Source organism: Arenimonas sp. (genome assembly GCF_035721105.1).
Lineage (GTDB): Bacteria > Pseudomonadota > Gammaproteobacteria > Xanthomonadales > Xanthomonadaceae > Arenimonas.
Window position 1 is genome coordinate 1 of record NZ_DASTNG010000080.1, and the last position, 2,892, is coordinate 2,892.

Genomic DNA, 2,892 nt, shown 5'->3' on the forward strand with positions numbered 1-2,892 from the left:
GCCGTCGGGCAGCTGGCCGCTGCGGGTGGTGGCGACGACTTCGCCCAGGGCCGCCAGCGGGGCCCGCAGCGCGTGGCCGACCTGCCCGTTGGCGCCCAGCAGCAGGATCTTCACCCGGGGTAGTCCGGCAGCCGTTCGGGCGCCACGTCGGCGAGGAAGGGCGCGGCGGCGTCCTTGGGCGAAAGCAGCGGCGCCGACACCGGCCAGTCGATACCGAAGCTGGCGTCGTCCCAGCGCAGGCCGGCGTCGGCGTCGCGGTCGTAGGGCGCGGTGACCAGGTAGTGGAAGGTGGCGCGCTCGGACAGCACCACGAAGCCGTGGGCGAAGCCTTCGGGGATCCAGAACTGGCGCTTGTTGTCGGCCGACAGGATCACGCCGGCCGACTGGCCGAAGGTGGGCGAGCCGCGGCGGATGTCGACCGCCACGTCGTAGACCTCGCCTTCGAGCACGCTGACGTACTTGGCCTGCGGGTTGGGCCACTGGTAGTGCAGCCCGCGCAGCACGCCGCGCACCGAGGACGACACGTTGCCCTGCACGAACACCGGCGCCAGGCCCTGTCCGGCGAAGGCGGCGCGGTTCCAGCTTTCGAAGAAATGGCCGCGGTCGTCGCCGAACACCTTCGGCTCGAACACCAGGCAGCCCGGCAGCGCGGTCTGCGTGACCTTCACTTCACGACCCCGCGCCCGACCAGGGACAGCAGGTATTCGCCGTAGCCGTTCTTGGCCAGCGGCCTGGCCAGCGCCTGCAGCTGGGCGTCGTCGATCCAGCCGTTGCCCCAGGCGATCTCCTCCGGGCAGCACACGCGCAGGCCCTGGCGCGACTCGATGGTCTCGATGAAGTTCGAGGCCTCCAGCAGCGACTGGTGGGTGCCGGTGTCGAGCCAGGCGTAGCCGCGGCCGAGCTGTTCGAGCTGCAGCGTGCCCTCGTCGAGGTAGCAGCGGTTGAGGTCGGTGATCTCGAGCTCGCCGCGCGGCGAGGGTTTGAGCGCCGCCGCGAAATCGGGCGCGCGGCCGTCGTAGAAGTACAGGCCGGTGACGGCGTAGCTGGACTTGGGCTTGGCCGGCTTTTCCTCGAGCCCGACCACCTTGCCGCTGGCGTCGAACTCGGCGACGCCGTAGCGCTCCGGGTCGCGGACGAAATAGCCGAACACCGTGGCCCCGTGCCCGCGCGCATCGGCGCGCTGGAGCAGCTCGGTCAGGCCGGTGCCGTGGAAGATGTTGTCGCCCAGCACCAGGCAGCTGGGCTGGCCGGCCAGGAAGTCGCGGCCGATCAGGAAGGCCTGCGCCAGCCCGTCGGGGCTGGGCTGGGCGGCGTACTCGATCTTCATGCCCCACTGGCTGCCGTCGCCCAGCAGGCGCTTGAACAGCTCCTGCTCGTGCGGCGTGTTGATCACCAGCACTTCGCGGATGCCCGCCAGCATCAGCACGCTGAGCGGGTAGTAGATCATCGGCTTGTCGTACACCGGCAGCAGCTGTTTGCTGACCGACTGCGTGATTGGGTAGAGCCGGGTGCCGGAGCCGCCGGCCAGGATGATGCCCTTGCGTGCCATGTCAGGCCTCCGTGCCGATGCGTTCGAGGCGGTAGCTGCCGTCCAGGACGCGCTTCACCCAGGCCTCGTGGGCCAGGTACCAGTCGACCGTCGCGGCCATGCCTTCCTCGAAGCTGACCGTCGGCGCCCAGCCCAGTTCGCCCTGCAGCTTGCTGGCATCGATGGCGTAGCGGCGGTCGTGGCCCGGGCGGTCCTTGACGTAGGTGATCTGCGTTTCGCGCGGCTGGCCGTCGGCGCGCGGGCGGCGGGCGTCGAGCAGCGCGCACAGGGTGCGCACCACGTGGATGTTCTCGCGCTCGGCGTCGCCGCCGACGTTGTAGGTCTCGCCGACCCGGCCGGCTTCGAGCACGCGCCGGATCGCGGCGCAGTGGTCCTTCACGAACAGCCAGTCGCGGACGTTGCGGCCGTCGCCGTAGACCGGCAGCGGCTCGCCGGCCAGGGCCTTGAGGATGATCAGCGGGATGAGCTTTTCCGGGAACTGGAACGGGCCGTAGTTGTTCGAGCAGTTGGTGGTCAGCACCGGCAGCCCGTAGGTGTGGTGGAAGGCGCGCACCAGGTGGTCGGACGCCGCCTTCGAGGCCGAATACGGCGAGTTGGGTGCGTAGGGCGTGGTTTCGGTGAACTTGCCCTCTTCGCCCAGCGAGCCATAGACCTCGTCGGTGGAGACATGCAGGAAGCGGAACCCGCCCTTCGCCTCGCCCTCGAGCGCCTTCCAGTAGTCACGGGCCGCTTCCAGCAGGGCCAGGGTGCCGACCACGTTGGTCTGCACGAAGGCGGCCGGGCCGTCGATCGAGCGGTCGACGTGGCTTTCGGCGGCGAAATTGATGATCGCCTGCGGGCGGTGCTCGGCCAGCAGCTTCGCCACCCGGGCGCCGTCGCCGATGTCGCCCTGCACGAACACGTGCGCCGGGTTGCCCTCCAGCGCGGCCAGGGTGTCGAGGTTGCCGGCGTAGGTCAGGGCATCGAGGTTTACGACCTTGATGCCCGACCCGACCGCGTCGAGCACGAAATTGCCGCCAATGAAGCCGGCACCGCCGGTCACGAACCAGGTTTGCATGGTTACTCCTGCACGAAAACGCCCGGCCGGGGCCGGCGGGGGGTGCGCGTCGCGCGACCGGATCAGAACGGGATGTCGTCGTCCGGGAACGGATCGTCGTTGCGCGACGGGGGCGGCGCGCCGCCGCCGGAGCGGGAGCCGTAGTCACCGCCGCCGCCACCGCGCGGGCCGCCGCTGGCCGGACGCGACGGGCGCTCGCTGCGCTCACCGCCACCGCCGCGCTGGCCACCACCGCCGCCGCCCTCGCCCATGCCGCCGAGCATCTGCATCTCGTTGGCGATGATGT

Annotated in this window: 3 protein-coding genes and 2 pseudogenes; all 5 read right to left on the reverse strand. The window is 70.5% G+C overall.

What is annotated here, in order from left to right; translation table 11 throughout:
• Positions 1–114: pseudogene (locus VFQ84_RS12930) on the reverse strand (NAD(P)-dependent oxidoreductase); the annotation flags it as partial.
• The gene (gene rfbC / locus VFQ84_RS12935; RefSeq protein WP_325132049.1) at positions 111–668 is read right to left on the reverse strand and encodes a dTDP-4-dehydrorhamnose 3,5-epimerase; all 558 of its coding nucleotides are present in this window, start codon (positions 666–668) and stop codon (positions 111–113) included. The pseudogene VFQ84_RS12930 and the gene rfbC, both read right to left, overlap by 4 nt.
• Positions 665–1,549: a glucose-1-phosphate thymidylyltransferase RfbA gene (gene rfbA, locus VFQ84_RS12940; RefSeq protein WP_325132050.1), complete on the reverse strand. Its 885-nt coding sequence runs from the start codon at positions 1,547–1,549 to the stop codon at positions 665–667. Before rfbA ends, rfbC begins: the two co-directional genes overlap by 4 nt.
• 1 nt (position 1,550) lies before the next feature.
• Positions 1,551–2,606, reverse strand: coding sequence for a dTDP-glucose 4,6-dehydratase (gene rfbB, locus VFQ84_RS12945; RefSeq protein ID WP_325132051.1), 1,056 nt, complete (start codon positions 2,604–2,606; stop codon positions 1,551–1,553).
• A gap of 62 nt (positions 2,607–2,668) precedes the next feature.
• Positions 2,669–2,892 (reverse strand): annotated as a pseudogene (locus VFQ84_RS12950) (ssDNA-binding protein); the annotation flags it as partial.